Origin of the sequence: Paraeggerthella sp. LCP19S3_G8 (genome assembly GCF_052119225.1) — a bacterium.
Classification (GTDB): Bacteria; Actinomycetota; Coriobacteriia; order Coriobacteriales; family Eggerthellaceae; genus Paraeggerthella; species Paraeggerthella hominis.
In genome coordinates this window covers 188,662-202,402 of sequence record NZ_JBQKFQ010000005.1, presented here as the reverse complement: position 1 = coordinate 202,402, position 13,741 = coordinate 188,662, and the positions used below count along the sequence as shown (strand labels likewise).

Sequence of the window (13,741 nt, the reverse complement as noted above, 5' to 3'; positions counted from 1 at the left end):
CTCTACGAAAGCAGGCGACCCCGCAGCACGACGTGACGAACATTGAGATCTTCGTCGAGCACAACGGCGTCGGCGATCTTTCCCGGCTGAATGCCGCCTCGCTCGTCATCGATGCCGATAGCACGCGCCGGATTGACCGAAGCCGCCTTCACCGCGCTTGCCAACGATACGCCCATGTCCTTCACCGCCACGCGAACGCAGCTCATAAGATCGGTGTTCGATCCCGCAATCGTTCCGTCGGCAAGCGTAGCGCGGTTGCCGCGCACGGTAACGTCCTGCCCCCCCAGGGTGTACGTGCCGTCCGGCATGCCCGCGGCCATCATGGAGTCGCTGATCAGGATCATGCGATCGTCCCCGAACGCAGCAAACAACAAGCGCACCATAGCGGGATGGATATGCACGCCGTCGGCAATCAGCTCGGGCGTCACGTCCGGGCAGTCGAACGCCGCAGCGATGGGACCCGGTTCGCGATGATGCAGCGAGGGCATGGCGTTGCATAGGTGCGTCATGTGACGCGCGCCCGCCTCGATAGCCGCGCGCGCAACTTCGTAATCCGCTTTCGTGTGAGCGATCGACACGCGCACCGACGGAGCCGTTGCCTCGATGAACTCCAAAGCCCCGGGAACCTCGGGGGCTACGTCCACCAGCTTGATCAGACCGCCCGAACGATCCTGCAAGCGCCCGAACATAGCGACATCGGGTCCATGCAGGTACGCCGGATTCTGCGCGCCGATATTGCCCGGAGAGATGTACGGGCCCTCCATGTTGATGCCCACAAGTGCCGCCCCATCGGGCTTCGCCTCGTACGCGGCGGCGCAGTCCATCACGGGAGCCAGCACCTCTTCCGGGTACGTCATCGTGGCAGGACAGATGGCCGTCACGCCGCGCGAGGCCTCGTAGCGCGCCAGCACGTCGAAAGCCTCCTCGGTCCCTTCGCAGAAGTCGTGGCCCTTGCATCCGTGGAAATGCACGTCCACCAAACCGGGGATCACGTAGCAGCCCGTCGCATCGACAACCGAAGCATCGCCAGCGGCAGCGTCTGCGAATCGCTCGCCGACCACGGCAACCTCGCGTTCGACGAACCCAGCCCCGTCGAATACCTTTCCTCCCGTTATGATCATAGCTTCATCCTTTCCGTTTTCGCCCATTCTCGCACCCGCGGGGTAAAAGAAAAGGATCTCCACCAAGCAAGCAGAGATCCCGTTTCATGCACTGAGCAAGCCGCCGCAAGCCCTTCGCGCAAAAGCGCGAGCGCCCCGCAGCCCGAAGTCCAACCTACCCGAGCAGCGCACCGGCTTCCTTGTCGACGATCACCGTCACGTCCGGATGCAGCTGCAGCACCGAGGCCGGAACCTGCGGCGTGACGGGGCCGAAGAAGGCATCGCGCACGATCTGCGCCTTGCCCTCGCCGTTCGCCACTACCAGCACCTTGGCGGCGCGCATGATGGTGCCGATGCCCATGGTGTACGCCTCGCGCGGAACCTCGTCGATGGAATCGAACAGGCGGCTGTTGGCCTGGATGGTGCTTTCCGTCAGTTCGACCACGTGCGTGTCAACCGGGAAGCAGTCGCACGGCTCGTTGAAGCCGATATGGCCGTTGTGGCCCAGGCCCAGAAGCTGCAAGTCGACGCCGCCCGCCTGGGCGATGGCCTCTTCGTACGCCGCGCACGCAGCATCGGCGTCCGGGTTGGAGCCATCGGGCACGTGCGTGCGCGCAACGTCCACGTTCACATGGTCGAACAAGTTCTGCTGCATGAAGTACCGGTAGCTTTGGTCATGCCGAGGATCCAGCCCGCGATACTCGTCCAAGTTGAACGTCGTCGCGTCAGCGAAGCTGATCTTGCCCGCTTCGCAATCGCGCACCAGCTCGGCGTACAGCCCGATCGGCGTGGAACCGGTTGCCAAGCCCAGCACGCAGGACGGGTCCTTCGCGAGGCAATCGGCAATGACGTCGGCTGCTTTGCGGCTCATTTCTTCGTACGTGTCGGCGATGATGATGTTCACTCTGCATTCCCTTCTCGGACAATAGGGTCGCGACGGCTCCACGTCGTCGCGCTTGCCGTCACTGGACGCTAGGTCCAGAACTGCGCGGTTTCGATGATGTTCCGGTACGCCCAATCGTACACGTCGGAGTACCAACCCGTCTCCGGCACGAAGCACAGCAGCGCGCTGTACAAAACCGAAACGGTCACCAACGTCAACAGCACCTTCATAAGCAGGTTCTGCGTGGTGGTGCCCGGGGTTAGGTTCTCGTTCACGATAAAGACCAGCAGCACCACGGCTGCCAAGAACATGAAGCTGAAGTCGGCGAAGTAACGCTGCAGGATGCCCGCCATCTGGGCATCGGCAACCGCTACGATGACGCCGCCGAAAAGCAGTACGATAATCACGCCCGCTATGGTGCGCGTCGAGCGCTGGCTGATGCGCAGCTGCAAGATGCGCTTCGCGAACGGAAGCACCCACAAGACGGGCAGGCACGCCAGGATGCCGCCGAACGTGGCTTCCTTGATGGTTTGCCCCATGTACGTGGTGTCGAACGGCGCAGCTTGCAGATACGGAAACACGCCCGTCACGCTAGGGGGTTGCAGGAAATACGCGAACAGCGCCGGCGCCAAACGACCGATGTTCCAACCGCGCTTGGTCATGTCGTTCACGGTAAGGTTGTAGTTGGCCCCGAAGTCGGTGAGCGATCCGAACCGCGCGTAGTTGTATCCCATCAGACCGGCAGCCACCACCAGGTAAGGCCCTATGAGGCAGGCGAACTCGCGCGCGCCCTGCGGCGAGAACAACCGGCGCTTCGTGATGTACGGACGCCAGAACAACGGAAACGCCAGCAAAGACAGCACCAGCAGCTGCGGTCGGCAGCCAGCCACCAGCGCCATGCAAAGCGACCCGAGCAGGTACCATTTCTCCGGACGAGCAGACGCGCGCCCCTTCATCCAGAAGTACAGGCCCCATACCGAGAACGCCAAGCCCAGCGCGATGGGCAGCGAATAGAACGTCGGGAATTTCAGCAGGTAGAGCACCCCGCAGCACATAACCAGGGGAATCTGCAGAAGCAGGTACAAGCCCAAGCTCACCCGCTTGAAATGGTAGCGCGCAAAGCGATCGAGCAGCGCCGAGCACCCAAGCACGAACGCGATCACCGCAATAAGCACGCCGATGGCCGTTGGGAAGTTGGCGCCGGTGAGCAAATAGAACGGCAGATAGAACAGCAGCACCGGAACCACGCCGAAATACACGTAGTAATGCCCGTCATGATAGGCAACGTCGAAGAGGTACTTCTCCCCTGTCTCCTTCTGCGCTTCGTCGCGCGCGCCCTTGTCGTACGGGTCGCTCATGTCCTGCAGCCACTGAGGCGGCTCCTCTTCAAGGTACAGCTGACCGCGCGCCATAGCCTTCGCAAGCTCTGCATACTGCTGCGCGTTGTCGCCGCCCACTTCGAAGGAGTTTACCAGGCTTACGCCGTCCCACGAACCGCTGTTGTAGTCCTTGGTAGCCACGCCGACCAGGTTCGACCCCAGGAAAAGGAATGAGCTGAGCAGACATATCTCGATGGCCACGGTGGCGACGATCACGGCCTTCGACGTGCGCGGCTCGTCGACGATGCGCATGCGGTAGATGGCGGAGCGAGGCCGAAACGCAAATGCAAGAGCCAGCAGCCCCGCAGTGATGATGAAGCGCGTGGTGTTGAAATCGAAAGGATGATGCGCGTTCAAGCACAGATCGGATAGCTTGATGGGATACTGAACCTCATCCCCCACAACTTCAATGCGCAAATTGCCCACGAGGCCCGTGGTATTCAAGTTGATGTATTCGCTCTGATCCGACAACGTGGACACCGCAACGTTGGGAACGCCCACCGTGTACTCGGTCGAATCGAAGTACGTATGGTGCGCCTCGTCGGTAAACTGGATTTTGACGGTCAGTTCCTGAGCGGGCTGGCGGTAATCGAAGTTGAGCCAAATGTTGTGAACCTCGGTATTGAGGTTCGAGAACTCCAACACGTTGTTCACGGCGGTGATCTGGTACTGGTCGTCCGTGGTTTCGCGCAGCTGAAGCTTGTCGTTCAGCGAGATGGTGTTGTACCCGGCGGACGTGAAGTAGTTGATGTTGAACAGAAACGTTTCGAGCAGAAGCGCGATGGCAAGAATGGACAGCACGCTTTTCACTATATGACGAACCGTCGCTCGATGAGAGCGCATGAAGGTGCCGTAAGCGTAGGCTATGTTGCTTCGTACGGTTGGCATGATGAGACAGGATTATAGAGGAAAAAACAACGGATGGGGCAGATCAGGCCCCATCCGTCGGCAATACCACGAGAAAGTCGCGCAGATGTTACAGTTCGAGCGCCTGTTTGACGTCAGCGTAGACGACATCGGCATCGCGATCGCCGTCGATGGACACCAGCAGATCGCAGCCGCGGTAGTAGTCGATGAGCGGAGACGTGGACTTCTCGTACACATCCAAGCGGTTGCGCACCGTAGCCTCGTTGTCGTCATCGCGCTGGTACATCTCGCCGGAGCACTTCGGGCAGGAAGCGTCGGTAGCCGTACCGATGTAGCCGCACTCACGGCACATGCGACGCGAGGTCAGGCGCTTCACGATCACCTCGAAATCGACGTCGATAAGCAGGGCGGCGTCAAGCGGGCGCTCCAGCTTGGAAAGCTCGGCGTCAAGCGCAACGGCCTGCGCGGATGTGCGCGGGAAACCGTCCAGGATAAAACCCTTCTCGGTATCGGGATCCTGCAAGCGCTCGGTCACCAGACCGATGATGACCTCGTCGGGCACCAGGTCGCCTGCGTCCATGTAGGACTTAGCCTTCTTGCCCAACGGCGTGCCGGCCTTCACGGCCGCGCGCAGCATGTCGCCCGTCGAGATGTGCGGCGTACCGAACTCTTCGACCAGCTTGGCAGCCTGCGTTCCCTTGCCAGCGCCCGGCGCGCCCAACAACACGATGTTCATGATGTGATTTCCTTTCGACTTACAATCGATGCGCCGTATTGTACCAAACCGCTTAGAGAGCTGCGCATATTTCAACAGAAAGACAGGTTGCCGGTTCTCAACAATCTGGCAACCTGTCATCAGCGTCGGGCTGTCGAGCATTTTCACCCGTGCCCCAGCGAAACTTCGAGCGTTCTTGAAGCTCGGGTGCTCGCGGGTCGAACCGCAAGACGCTTGCGCGCGAAAAACCGCTCCCGCTGGCAGGTTCTGACGGTTTGGGGTCGTTTGACCCGACAAGACGAACGCCCGAGGAAGTGCGATGCGACGGCCCAACGCTGTGACCAGGCAAAACAGAAAATAGGGAAAACGGCAGCGCGAGCAGGGCGCACTGCAGCGACCTCAAACCGTCAGAACCTGCCAGCGGGAGCGGTTTTTCGTGCACAAGGGGCGGTTGCATGCGGGACGGTTGCATGCAGGGCGGTTGCATGCAGGGCGGTCGCATGCAGGGCGGTCGCATGCGACTCGACGGCAGTTGGCAGCGGGCGGCGAGCTGTCTGCAGCGGGCGACAAGCATCGTGCATCGTGCATCGAAATCTTGTACAAACCCCGTACACGAGAGAGGGGCTGCAACAAAAAACGCCCCGGCCAAACATCTGACCGGGGCGTTTATCTTGCAAGAACGGACTACTTGAAGAAGCCGTCGTAGTTGTGCATCTTCAACTGACTCTCCACCTTGTTCATAGTGTCGAGAGCAACGCCGATCATGATGAGGATCGACGTGCCGCCGAACGCCTGAACCAGCGTGTTGCCCGTGAAGTGGAAGATAATCGTAGGCACCACTGCGATGACCGCGATGAAGATGCCGCCCGGCAACGTCACGCGATGCAGCACGTTCTTAATGTACGTAACCGTAGCGGAACCGGGACGCACGCCCGGAATGAAGCCGCCCTGCTTGCGCAGATTGTCGGCCGTCTCGTCCGGGTTGAACACCATCGAGGTGTAGAAATACGCGAAGAACACGATCAGCAGCACCGTCAGGATCCAGTTCACCCAGCCAGACGAGATGGCGTCGGCCACCATGGTCAGCCATTCGACGTTGAAGAGCGCCGCCAGCTGAGCCGGGAAGTAGATCAAGCAGCTTGCGAAGATGATCGGGATAACGCCCGCCGCATTCACCTTCAAGGGAATGTAGGTGGACTGTCCGCCCATCATCTTGCGACCCTGCACGCGCTTGGCGTAGTTCACCGGGATGCGGCGCTGCGCACGCTCCACGAAGATAATCGCAGGAATGCACGCCAGAACCACCAGCACGATAAGCGCCGTTACCGCGATGCCCATGGCCGTATCGGCCGACAGGTTCACCGACGAGAAGATAGCGGAAGGCACGCGGCTCACGATGCTCACGAAGATGATGAGCGACATGCCGTTGCCCACGCCGCGCTGCGTGATAAGCTCGCCCATCCACATGATGAACGCCGTACCCGCCACAAGCGTGAACACAACCAGAATGTCGGTCACGAATTCGGGGATCTCGGTCGAGAACACCACGCCGTACTGAGGAGACTTGAACAGCAGCAGGTAGCCGATGGCGTTGATCAGGCCCAAGCCCAGCGTCAGGTAACGCGTGACCTGCGTGATCTTGCGACGACCGGTCTCGCCCTCCTTCGCCCAACGCCCTACGGCAGGAATGACGCCCTGCATCAACTGCATGATGATCGATGCAGTGATGTAAGGCATGATGCCCAACGAGAACACCGAGAAGTTCGACAACGCGCCTCCGGTGAACAGGTCGAGCATGGTCATGGACACACCCGAATCAGCGAACGAATGCGCGAACTCGTTGAAGGGGATACCAGGCACCGGCACATACGCGCCGAAACGATACAGCGCGAGGATGCCGAGCGTGAACAAGATCTTCTTGCGCAGCTCAGGTACCTTGAATGCATCGATGATAGAGCTTAGCAAGGCTCTTCGACCTTTCCTCCAGCCGCCTCGATCTTCGCCTTGGCGGAAGCAGACACCTTGTCAACCTTGATCGTCAGGGCCTTCGTGATCTCACCGTCGCCCAGAACCTTCACCAGCGCGTCAGCATGCTTGATAACGCCTTTGGCCTTCAGGCTCTCGCCGTCCACCACGTCGCCAGCCTCGAAGACTTCCTCGAGACGCTTGACGTTGACGGGCAGGTACTCGACATGGTTGATGTTCTTGAAGCCAGGCAGCTTCGGCAGACGACGCGCGAGCGGAGTCTGGCCACCCTCGAAGCCAACGCCCTTGCCGCCGCCGGCACGGGACTTCTGACCGTTCATACCGCGGCCGGACGTCTTGCCGGTACCGGATGCGGGGCCACGGCCAACGCGCTTGCGGGCCTTGCGGGAGCCTTCTGCCGGCTTAAGATCTTTGAGTTCCATGTTGTTTCTCCTTCTGTCGCTTTTCCGGATCGTTCATCCGGTGTTGGCAGCTCGCCGCCAACAAACTTCCAATAACAGCTTGATTGACGCCTCGTATTCTCCCGAAGCGCCAATCAAGCATTGTAGCGCAATGCAGAGCATCCTGCGCGAGGATTTGTTCGCGCAGGATGCAAGTGCGCCGGCCAAGAGCCGACGCACCGTAGTTTAGATCTCTTCAACCTCGACGAGGTGCTTGATCTTGAAGATCATGCCGCGGACGCAATCATTGTCCACCTGCTCGACCGAGCGGTTGATCTTGCCAAGACCGAGGGCGCGCAGCGTGGCACCCTGATCCTTCTTGTAGCCAATGGCGCTCTTGACCTGCGTGATGCGCAGCGTCTTCTTAGCTTCTGCCATTATTTCTGCTCCTTCCAGCCGTAGATCTGAGCAACGGACAGGCCGCGACGCTCAGCAACCTCCTGGGGGCTCTCCATGTTCTTGAGACCCTCGGCGGTGGCCTTGACCACGTTCATGACGTTGTCAGTGCCCAGCGACTTGGTGAGCACGTCGGTCACGCCAGCCAGCTCCATGACGGCACGAGCAGCGCCGCCAGCGATAACGCCGGTACCGGGCGTAGCCGGCTTGATGAGCACGCGACCAGCGCCGAACTCGCCGATGATCTCGTGCGGAAGCGTCTTCTCGGCGGTCAGAGGCACGGTGAACATGTTCTTCTTCGCGTCCTCGACGCCCTTCTTGATGGCGATGGGCACTTCCTGGGACTTGCCCATGCCCACGCCGACGCGACCGTTGCCGTCGCCAACCACCACAAGCGCGGTCAGCGCGAAGCGGCGGCCACCCTTGACGACCTTGGACACGCGGTTGATGTAGACGACGCGCTCCTGGAGCTCGGGGACCGCGGCGTTGTCTTGTTTGTTACGAGCCATAAGACATTTACCCCTTCTAGAATTTCAGGCCTGCTTCGCGAGCAGCATCGGCCAAAGCCTTGATGCGCCCGTGATACAGGTTGCCGCCACGATCGAACACGACCTCCGTAATACCGGCGTCCTGTGCCTTCTTGCCAGCGATCTCGCCCAGGGCAGCAGCGCCCTCGACGGTCGCGCCGCTCTTGCCCGTGGCCTTGAAGTCCGGACCGAGCGTGGAAACGCCGCACAGGGTCTTGCCGGCGACGTCGTCGACGAACTGCACGTAGATGTTGCTGTTGCTGCGCGTAACGCAGAGGCGGGGGCGAACCGGCGTGCCGGAGATCTTCCCGCGCACGCGACGATGGCGGCGAGCCAGCGCAGCTTGCTTTTTCTGAAGCTTCTTCATGATAATCCCTTCGATCAGTTACGCTCGCGCGCCTAGTCCTTGCCAGCCTTGCCAACCTTGCGGCGGACGTGCTCGCCCTCGTAGCGAATGCCCTTGCCCTTGTAGGGTTCCGGCTTACGCCACTTGCGGATGTTCGCCGCCACCTGGCCGACCTGCTCCTTGCTGATACCGGACACGATGATCTCGGTCTGGCTCGGCACCTCGAACGTGATGTTCTCGGGGGCCTCTACCAGCACCGGATGGGAGAATCCCAGCTGCATTTCGAGATCCTTGCCCTTGAGCGCGGCACGGTAGCCAACGCCGACGAGCTGCAGCTTCTTGGAATACCCGTTCGAAACGCCCTCCACCATGTTGGAGACGAGCGTACGCGTAAGACCGTGCAGGCTCTTCGCTTCGCGGCTGTCGTTGGGGCGAGAAACGATGATCTCCTCGCCTTCCTGAACGATGGTCATCATGGGGCTGAACTCGCGTGCGAGCTCGCCCTTCGGGCCCTTCACCGTCACGGCGTTGCCGTCGATGATCACTTCGACGCCGGCAGGAACGGTAACGGGCTGTTTGCCGATACGAGACATATCAAACCTCCCTTTCCTACCAGATGTACGCGACGACTTCGCCGCCGATGCCCTTTTTGCGGGCATCGCGGTCGGTCATCACGCCGTTGCTCGTCGAGATGATGGCAGTGCCGAGGCCGCCGAGGACGCGGGGCAGCTCATCCTTGCCGGCGTAGATGCGCAGACCCGGCTTGGAAATGCGCTTGATGCCGCGGATGGTCTTGGCCTTCTTGTCACCGTACTTGAGCGTGATCTCGAGCGTAGCGCGCGGCTCGCCGTCGATCACGTCATAGCCCTGGACATAGCCCTCTTCCTGCATGATGCGGGCGATCTCGACAAGCTTCTTGCTCGACGGCATGGAAACCGTCGTCTTGCCGGCAGAGTTTGCGTTACGCACGCGCGTAAGCATGTCTGCGATAGGGTCGGTCATGGTCATAGTTGATTTCTCCTTTGGTTCGTGATGAGCCGAGCGGTTCGGTTCGTCGGCGCCCATAACGCCTCCGCCTGAACCGTGGCACACCCATGCGTACCTTTACCTGTGGCTTACCACGAAGCTTTGGTCACGCCGGGCAGTTCGCCTTTGTTGGCCAGCTCGCGCAAGCAGACACGGCACAGGCCGAACTTGCGGTAGTAGGCGCGGGGACGTCCGCAGCGCGTGCAGCGATTGTGCTGGCGCGTCGAGAACTTCGGCTCGCGCTTGGCCTTGGCGACCATCGATTTCTTAGCCATGCAAATCCTTCTTTCTTATATCCAGCCTTCCTGGCTTAATCGGAAGGCTCGAGAGCACGTTTCAACGCAGACCGCCGAACCAGCGGCCTTAGGACGGACAACGAGAGTGTTATTCCTTATCCTTGAACGGGAAGCCCAGCGCGTCGAGCAGCGCGAAGGCAGCATCGTTTTCTTCCGCCGTGGTCACGAACGTGATGTCCATGCCGCGCGTACGGTCGACCTTGTCGTAGTCGATCTCGGGGAAGATCAGCTGCTCGGTGATGCCCATCGTGTAGTTGCCGCGACCGTCGAAGCTGGTCGGGGAAATGCCGCGGAAGTCGCGCACACGGGGAAGAGCGGTCGCCAGCAGACGATCCAGGAACTCCCACATGCGGTCGCCGCGCAGCGTGACCTTGCAACCGATAGGCTGGCCCTCGCGCACATGGAAGCCTGCGATGGACTTCTTGGCACGCGTCACGCAGGGCTGCTGGCCCGTGATGATGCGCATGTCGTTCATGGCGGAGTCGAGCAGCTTGTGGTCGCCGGCAGCGGCGCCCACGCCCATGTTCACGACGATCTTTTCAAGACGCGGAACCTTGTTGATGTTGTCGACGCCCAGCTCTTTCTCGAGCTTGGCAACGATCTCGGTGTTGTACTTTTCCTTCAAACGAGGAGCAGTCATGCTTTCAATCCTTTCGATGAATTAAACGCAGGATTTCCGACCCTGCGTCCCTAGCCGAATTCGGCCGGGGCCATAACCTCGGAGGGGCCCGGCGTTGCCGCCGCGGCTCCTCCGTTGCTTATTCTAGTCGATATCCTTGCCGCACTTCTTGCAGACGCGGACTTTCTTGCCCTCGTCGGTGACACGCTTGGACACGCGGGTGGGCTGCTTGCAGGCCGGGCACACCAGCATCACGTTCGACACGTGGATGGGAGCCTCGACGGACGCGATACCGCCCTGGGGGTTCTGCTGCGTCGGACGCAGCGCCTTCTTGACGACGCCGACCTTCTCGACGACCACGCGCTGCTTCTGCGGAAGAGCGTGAAGAACCGTGGATTCCTTGCCCTTGTCCTTGCCGGACAGGACCTTCACCTTATCGCCCTTTTTGATGTTCATGCTATTCATTGGCGCACACCTCCTTAGAGCGTCTCAGGTGCCAGGGACACGATCTTCATGTACTTCTTGTCGCGCAGCTCGCGAGCAACGGGCCCGAAGATACGCGTGCCGCGGGGGGCACCGTTCGTATCGATGAGCACGGCGGCGTTCTGGTCGAACTTGATATAGCTACCGTCGTTGCGGCGCACTTCCTTCTTCACGCGCACGACCACGCAGCGCACCACATCGCCCTTTTTGACGTTGGTGTTCGGCGCCGCTTCTTTGACGCTGCAGATGATGACATCGCCCAGTCCTGCGTAACGGCGCTTAGAGCCGCCCAGGACCTTGATGCACTGCACCTTGCGAGCGCCGGAGTTGTCGGCCACTGCGAGCATGGTTTGCATCTGAATCATTGCTTTAACCTAACTTTCATCTCGGTAGTCTGAAGCGAATATTCGCCCCTGACTACTTGGCCTTCTCGACGATCTTCACCAGACGCCAGCGCTTCATCTTAGACAGCGGACGGGTCTCCATGATCTGGACGGTATCGCCGACGCCAGCCTCGTTGTTCTCGTCGTGGGCGTGGAACTTCTTCGTCGTCGTCATCATCTTGCCGTACACCGGATGCGGCTTGCGCTCCTTGACTAGCACCACGCAGGTCTTGTCGTTCACGGCGCTTACGACGACGCCCTGACGGACCTTACGGGAGTTGCGATCTTCGCTCATGTATATCCAACCTTCCTTACCGACAAGCCTAAGCGTTCAGCTCGCGGGCGCGCATTTCGGTCTGAATGCGTGCGATGTCCTTTTTGACCTGCTTCACGCGGGCGGTGTTGTCAAGCTGGCTCGTAGCCATCTGGAAGCGCAGGTTGAAAAGCTCCGCGCGCGCTTCCTTGAGTTTCGCCTGCAAATCGTCGGCAGACAGCTCACGGATCTCTGCTGCTTTCATTTATTCCTGCCCTTCCGTTTCCTTGGAAACAATCTTGCACTTGATGGGCAACTTGTTGATGGCCAGACGAAGCGCCTCTTTGGCGGTTTCCTCGTCGACGCCGGCGATTTCGAACATGATGCGGCCGGGCTTAACGACCGCGACCCACGCCTCGGGGTTGCCCTTGCCGGAACCCATGCGGGTTTCAGCCGGCTTCTTCGTGATCGGCTTGTCCGGGAAGATGGTGATCCAAACCTTACCGCCACGCTTCATGTGACGGGTCATGGCGATACGAGCGGCCTCGATCTGGCGGTTGGTGATCCAATGAGCCTCAAGCGCCTGGATGCCGTATTCGCCGTGATTCAGGCGGGTACCGCCCTTGGCCTGGCCCTTCATGGAGCCACGCTGCACCTTGCGGTGCTTAACGCGCTTAGGTACGAGCATTTACTTCGCCCTCCTATCGTTACGATCGTTGCGACGGGGACGGCTCGGACGGGAGCTGCCCTCGAGCGCCGGCTGCGGCGCCTTCTGGCCAGGCATCACTTCGCCGTGGTACACCCACACCTGCACGCCGATGGAGCCCATCGTGGTAGCAGCGGTGGCGAAACCGTAGTCGATCTTGGCACGCAGCGTGTGCAGCGGCACGCGACCCTCGCGATACCACTCGCGACGGCTCATCTCAGCGCCGCCCAGACGGCCGGAGCACTGGATACGGATGCCCTTGGCGCCGCTCTTGCGGGCGGACTGAACAGCCTTGCGCATAGCGCGACGGAAGGCAACGCGGCCCACCAGCTGCTCGGCCACGGACTGAGCGATCAGCTCGGCGTCGAGCTCGGGGCGCTTGACCTCGATGACCTCGATGCTGACGGGGCCGTTGGCAACCTTCTCCAGCTTCTTGCGCAGAGAATCGATCTCGGCGCCCTTCTTGCCGATCACAACGCCCGGACGAGCGGTCGTGATGATGATCTTGATCTTGTCGCCGGCGCGCTCGATCTCAACCTTGGAGACGGCGGCACGAGCGAGGTGCTTGTCCAGGAACTTCCTGATGGCCAAGTCGTTTTCCAGGTTCTTGGCGTAATCCTTGTCGGCGTACCAGCGGCTACGCCATTCCTCGGTGATGCCAAGGCGGAACCCGGTGGGGCTTACTTTCTGACCCATGCGGCTTATGCCTCCTCTCGCGGTGCAACGATGATGGTGATGTGGCTCGTGCGCTTGCGAATGCGCGACGCGGAACCCTTAGCGCGCGGACGAATGCGCTTGTACGTGGGGCCTTCGTCGGCGAAGGCCGTCTTCACGACGAGCGTCTCGGGACGCACGTGATGCTGGTTCTCGGCGTTGGCCACAGCGGAGTCGAGCACCTTGGCGACGACCTCGGCGATAGCGCGGTCCGAGAACAGCAGGATCTCGCGAGCAGCAGGCACAGACTTGCCGCGGATCAGATCGATAACGATGCGCGCCTTACGGGGCGAAACGCGGACGTAGCGTGCAGTAGCTTTAGCTTCCATTGTTCACCCCTTCTATTTCTTCTTGCCCTTGTCGGCGGAGTGACCCTTGAACGTGCGGGTCGGGGCGAATTCGCCCAGCTTGTGGCCGACCATGGATTCCGTAACGTATACCGGCACATGCTTGCGGCCATCATGGACGGCGATGGTGTGACCCACCATGTCCGGGAAGATGGTGCTCGAGCGCGACCAGGTCTTGATGACGTTCTTCTCGCCCGCCGCGTTCATTGCCTCGATACGACCGAGAAGGCGCGGTTCAACGAAAGGACCCTTCTTCAAACTTCTACTCACTATTA

At 60.6% G+C, this 13,741-nt stretch carries 21 protein-coding genes; all 21 read right to left on the bottom strand.

Annotated elements, in window-relative coordinates:
• Window positions 1-2: 2 nt before the first annotated feature.
• Window positions 3-1,121: an N-acetylglucosamine-6-phosphate deacetylase gene (gene nagA / locus ACTQZK_RS07735; RefSeq protein ID WP_114567152.1), complete on the bottom strand. Its 1,119-nt coding sequence runs from the start codon at window positions 1,119-1,121 to the stop codon at window positions 3-5.
• 154 nt (window positions 1,122-1,275) lie between these two features.
• The gene (gene nagB / locus ACTQZK_RS07730; protein WP_216529461.1) at window positions 1,276-2,004 is read right to left on the bottom strand and encodes a glucosamine-6-phosphate deaminase; all 729 of its coding nucleotides are present in this window, start codon (window positions 2,002-2,004) and stop codon (window positions 1,276-1,278) included.
• A gap of 68 nt (window positions 2,005-2,072) precedes the next feature.
• Complete coding sequence (locus tag ACTQZK_RS07725) at window positions 2,073-4,205, bottom strand: cytochrome C oxidase Cbb3 (RefSeq protein WP_225749428.1); 2,133 nt, start codon at window positions 4,203-4,205, stop codon at window positions 2,073-2,075.
• Window positions 4,206-4,338: 133 nt separating this feature from the next.
• Window positions 4,339-4,965 carry an adenylate kinase gene (locus ACTQZK_RS07720; RefSeq protein ID WP_114567149.1) on the bottom strand — a complete coding sequence of 209 codons (627 nt, stop codon included), beginning with the start codon at window positions 4,963-4,965 and terminating at the stop codon, window positions 4,339-4,341.
• A 663-nt stretch (window positions 4,966-5,628) separates the two neighbouring features.
• Window positions 5,629-6,909 carry a preprotein translocase subunit SecY gene (gene secY, locus ACTQZK_RS07715; protein WP_114567148.1) on the bottom strand — a complete coding sequence of 427 codons (1,281 nt, stop codon included), beginning with the start codon at window positions 6,907-6,909 and terminating at the stop codon, window positions 5,629-5,631.
• Entirely contained in the window at window positions 6,903-7,352 is a 450-nt protein-coding gene (gene rplO / locus ACTQZK_RS07710) for a 50S ribosomal protein L15 (RefSeq protein WP_114567147.1), read from the bottom strand. Before rplO ends, secY begins: the two co-directional genes overlap by 7 nt.
• Window positions 7,353-7,556: 204 nt before the next feature.
• Window positions 7,557-7,748 carry a 50S ribosomal protein L30 gene (gene rpmD / locus ACTQZK_RS07705; protein ID WP_114567146.1) on the bottom strand — a complete coding sequence of 64 codons (192 nt, stop codon included), beginning with the start codon at window positions 7,746-7,748 and terminating at the stop codon, window positions 7,557-7,559.
• Window positions 7,748-8,275 (bottom strand): 30S ribosomal protein S5, encoded by a 528-nt coding sequence (gene rpsE / locus ACTQZK_RS07700; RefSeq protein ID WP_114567145.1) that lies wholly within the window; start codon window positions 8,273-8,275, stop codon window positions 7,748-7,750. The genes rpmD and rpsE overlap by 1 nt, the downstream gene beginning before the upstream one ends.
• Before the next feature lie 16 nt (window positions 8,276-8,291).
• Complete coding sequence (rplR, locus tag ACTQZK_RS07695; RefSeq protein WP_114567144.1) at window positions 8,292-8,660, bottom strand: 50S ribosomal protein L18; 369 nt, start codon at window positions 8,658-8,660, stop codon at window positions 8,292-8,294.
• Window positions 8,661-8,692: 32 nt separating this feature from the next.
• A complete protein-coding gene (gene rplF / locus ACTQZK_RS07690) occupies window positions 8,693-9,232 on the bottom strand; it encodes a 50S ribosomal protein L6 (protein WP_114567143.1) in 540 nt (179 codons plus the stop codon).
• 16 nt (window positions 9,233-9,248) lie between these two features.
• Window positions 9,249-9,647: a 30S ribosomal protein S8 gene (gene rpsH, locus ACTQZK_RS07685; RefSeq protein ID WP_114567142.1), complete on the bottom strand. Its 399-nt coding sequence runs from the start codon at window positions 9,645-9,647 to the stop codon at window positions 9,249-9,251.
• A gap of 107 nt (window positions 9,648-9,754) precedes the next feature.
• A complete protein-coding gene (locus tag ACTQZK_RS07680; protein ID WP_009306343.1) occupies window positions 9,755-9,940 on the bottom strand; it encodes a type Z 30S ribosomal protein S14 in 186 nt (61 codons plus the stop codon).
• Window positions 9,941-10,049: 109 nt separating this feature from the next.
• Window positions 10,050-10,601, bottom strand: coding sequence for a 50S ribosomal protein L5 (rplE, locus tag ACTQZK_RS07675; RefSeq protein WP_114567141.1), 552 nt, complete (start codon window positions 10,599-10,601; stop codon window positions 10,050-10,052).
• Between the two features lie 123 nt (window positions 10,602-10,724).
• Window positions 10,725-11,045, bottom strand: a complete 321-nt coding sequence (rplX, locus tag ACTQZK_RS07670) for a 50S ribosomal protein L24 (protein WP_114567140.1) — start codon at window positions 11,043-11,045, stop codon at window positions 10,725-10,727.
• A 14-nt stretch (window positions 11,046-11,059) separates the two neighbouring features.
• Window positions 11,060-11,428: a 50S ribosomal protein L14 gene (rplN, locus tag ACTQZK_RS07665; RefSeq protein WP_114567139.1), complete on the bottom strand. Its 369-nt coding sequence runs from the start codon at window positions 11,426-11,428 to the stop codon at window positions 11,060-11,062.
• 52 nt (window positions 11,429-11,480) lie between these two features.
• Window positions 11,481-11,741, bottom strand: coding sequence for a 30S ribosomal protein S17 (gene rpsQ / locus ACTQZK_RS07660; RefSeq protein ID WP_114567138.1), 261 nt, complete (start codon window positions 11,739-11,741; stop codon window positions 11,481-11,483).
• A gap of 28 nt (window positions 11,742-11,769) precedes the next feature.
• Complete coding sequence (gene rpmC, locus ACTQZK_RS07655) at window positions 11,770-11,964, bottom strand: 50S ribosomal protein L29 (RefSeq protein ID WP_080803034.1); 195 nt, start codon at window positions 11,962-11,964, stop codon at window positions 11,770-11,772.
• Complete coding sequence (gene rplP, locus ACTQZK_RS07650; protein WP_114567137.1) at window positions 11,965-12,387, bottom strand: 50S ribosomal protein L16; 423 nt, start codon at window positions 12,385-12,387, stop codon at window positions 11,965-11,967.
• Complete coding sequence (gene rpsC / locus ACTQZK_RS07645) at window positions 12,388-13,101, bottom strand: 30S ribosomal protein S3 (RefSeq protein ID WP_114567136.1); 714 nt, start codon at window positions 13,099-13,101, stop codon at window positions 12,388-12,390.
• 5 nt (window positions 13,102-13,106) lie between these two features.
• The gene (rplV, locus tag ACTQZK_RS07640; RefSeq protein ID WP_114567135.1) at window positions 13,107-13,448 is read right to left on the bottom strand and encodes a 50S ribosomal protein L22; all 342 of its coding nucleotides are present in this window, start codon (window positions 13,446-13,448) and stop codon (window positions 13,107-13,109) included.
• A 12-nt stretch (window positions 13,449-13,460) separates the two neighbouring features.
• On the bottom strand, window positions 13,461-13,736 hold the full coding sequence (gene rpsS / locus ACTQZK_RS07635) for a 30S ribosomal protein S19 (protein ID WP_114567134.1): 276 nt from the start codon (window positions 13,734-13,736) through the stop codon (window positions 13,461-13,463).
• Between the last annotated feature and the right edge of the window lie 5 nt (window positions 13,737-13,741).

Bases quoted from the DNA above. Each gene is read 5' to 3' on its own strand.
- ACTQZK_RS07680 (WP_009306343.1), bottom strand. From the start codon at position 9,940: ATGGCTAAGAAATCGATGGTCGCCAAGGCCAAGCGCGAGCCGAAGTTC.
- nagA (WP_114567152.1), bottom strand. From the start codon at position 1,121: ATGATCATAACGGGAGGAAAGGTATTCGACGGGGCTGGGTTCGTCGAA.
- rpmC (WP_080803034.1), bottom strand. From the start codon at position 11,964: ATGAAAGCAGCAGAGATCCGTGAGCTGTCTGCCGACGATTTGCAGGCG.
- ACTQZK_RS07725 (WP_225749428.1), bottom strand. From the start codon at position 4,205: ATGCGCTCTCATCGAGCGACGGTTCGTCATATAGTGAAAAGCGTGCTG.
- rpsQ (WP_114567138.1), bottom strand. From the start codon at position 11,741: ATGAGCGAAGATCGCAACTCCCGTAAGGTCCGTCAGGGCGTCGTCGTA.
- rplN (WP_114567139.1), bottom strand. From the start codon at position 11,428: ATGATTCAGATGCAAACCATGCTCGCAGTGGCCGACAACTCCGGCGCT.
- rplP (WP_114567137.1), bottom strand. From the start codon at position 12,387: ATGCTCGTACCTAAGCGCGTTAAGCACCGCAAGGTGCAGCGTGGCTCC.
- rplF (WP_114567143.1), bottom strand. From the start codon at position 9,232: ATGTCTCGTATCGGCAAACAGCCCGTTACCGTTCCTGCCGGCGTCGAA.
- rpsC (WP_114567136.1), bottom strand. From the start codon at position 13,101: ATGGGTCAGAAAGTAAGCCCCACCGGGTTCCGCCTTGGCATCACCGAG.
- rpsH (WP_114567142.1), bottom strand. From the start codon at position 9,647: ATGACCATGACCGACCCTATCGCAGACATGCTTACGCGCGTGCGTAAC.
- rplR (WP_114567144.1), bottom strand. From the start codon at position 8,660: ATGAAGAAGCTTCAGAAAAAGCAAGCTGCGCTGGCTCGCCGCCATCGT.
- ACTQZK_RS07720 (WP_114567149.1), bottom strand. From the start codon at position 4,965: ATGAACATCGTGTTGTTGGGCGCGCCGGGCGCTGGCAAGGGAACGCAG.
- rpsE (WP_114567145.1), bottom strand. From the start codon at position 8,275: ATGGCTCGTAACAAACAAGACAACGCCGCGGTCCCCGAGCTCCAGGAG.
- rpmD (WP_114567146.1), bottom strand. From the start codon at position 7,748: ATGGCAGAAGCTAAGAAGACGCTGCGCATCACGCAGGTCAAGAGCGCC.
- rplE (WP_114567141.1), bottom strand. From the start codon at position 10,601: ATGACTGCTCCTCGTTTGAAGGAAAAGTACAACACCGAGATCGTTGCC.
- rplO (WP_114567147.1), bottom strand. From the start codon at position 7,352: ATGGAACTCAAAGATCTTAAGCCGGCAGAAGGCTCCCGCAAGGCCCGC.
- rplX (WP_114567140.1), bottom strand. From the start codon at position 11,045: ATGAATAGCATGAACATCAAAAAGGGCGATAAGGTGAAGGTCCTGTCC.
- rplV (WP_114567135.1), bottom strand. From the start codon at position 13,448: ATGGAAGCTAAAGCTACTGCACGCTACGTCCGCGTTTCGCCCCGTAAG.